The 1,291-nt window shown below is 75.1% G+C and carries 1 protein-coding gene; it reads left to right on the top strand.

Annotated features, from left to right (window positions below):
• Nucleotides 1–744, top strand: a 744-nt coding sequence (locus tag ACFU99_RS43970) for a DHHA1 domain-containing protein (protein ID WP_384404440.1), incomplete at its 5' end; no start/stop codon positions are given.
• Nucleotides 745–1,291 lie beyond the last annotated feature (547 nt).

The following is a 1,291-nucleotide window of genomic DNA, read 5'->3' as shown; positions in this document are numbered from 1 at the left end:
AAGTGGATGAGTCTGCCCGAGGCCAAGGAGCTCGGGGCGCTCGCCCTCTTCGGCGAGACGTACGGGGAGCGGGTGCGGGTCGTCGAGATCGGCGGCGCGTGGTCGCGGGAGCTGTGCGGCGGCACGCATGTCGAACACGCCTCGCAGGTCGGGCTGATCGCCCTCACCGGCGAGTCCTCGGTCGGCGCGGGCATGCGCCGCCTGGAGGCCGCCGTCGGCGTCGAGGGCTTCGGCTACCTGGCCCGCGAGCGGGACCTGGTGGCCCGCCTCGCCGAGCAGCTCCAGGCGCCGCGCGCCCAGCTGCCCGACCGGGTCGCTTCGCTCCTGGACCGGCTCAAGGCCGCCGACCAGCGGGCCGAGGAACTGCATCGGCGGGCCGCGCTCGGCCGCGCCGCCGAGTTGGCGGGGGCCGCTCGGGATGTCCACGGGACGCTCATGGTGACCGCCACCACGGATGGCGACGGGGGTGACGCCCGTACCCTCGCGCAGGCCGTACGCGACCGGCTGCCGGTCGAGCGCCCTGGCGTGGCTGCCGTCGGGGCGACGGCGGGCCGCAAGGCGGTGGTGGTCGTGGCGGTGAACGCGGCGGCGCGTGCCGCCGGGGTGTCGGCCGCCACCCTTGTGAAGGGCCTCCTGGACGGCCGCGGCGGCGGCAACGACGAGACCGCCCAAGGGGGCGGCCTCCCGTCCGATCGCCTTGGCGCCGCGCTTGACGGCTTGCCCGGCCTGCTGACCAGCCGCTGACAAACCGCTGCGCGCGGGGCGTTTGCTGGCCCACCGGCCCGAGCCCCGCGGGCCGCGGTTAGCTGGTCGCGCAGTTCCCCGCGCCCCTAAGGTCCTTGGGTCTCACGGCAGTTCGTCACCCTCGGGTAGTGGGCGGTTGCTCGCGCAGTTCCCCGCGCCCCTGAGGTCCTTGGGCCTCACGGCAGTTCATCACCCGCGGGTAGTGGGCGGTTGCTCGCGCAGTTCCCCGCGCCCCTGAGGCCCTTGGGCCTCACGGCAGTTCGTCGGCCTCGGACCGTCAGTAGCTGAGCGCGCAGTTCCTCGCGCCCCCAGGTCCGTAGCCCCCTGGCAGTTCGTCACCCGCAGGTCGCGAGTGGTTGCTCGCGCAGTTCCCCGCGCCCCCAGGTCCGCGGACCTCACGGCAGATAGTCGGCCTCGGGCCGTCGGTGACTGGGCGCGCAGTTCCTCGCGCCCCTGAGGCCCGTGGGCGCCGCGGCGGTTGGTCATCCGCGCACGCGCCCCCGAGGTGCGTGGTTCCTGCGGCCGGTGGTCGGCCGCAGGCTAAGGC

Source organism: Streptomyces sp. NPDC057654 (assembly GCF_042800135.1).
Classification (GTDB): Bacteria; Actinomycetota; Actinomycetes; order Streptomycetales; family Streptomycetaceae; genus Streptomyces.
The sequence above is the reverse complement of the archived record's forward strand: the minus strand, read 5'-3'. Positions and strand labels throughout refer to the sequence as shown.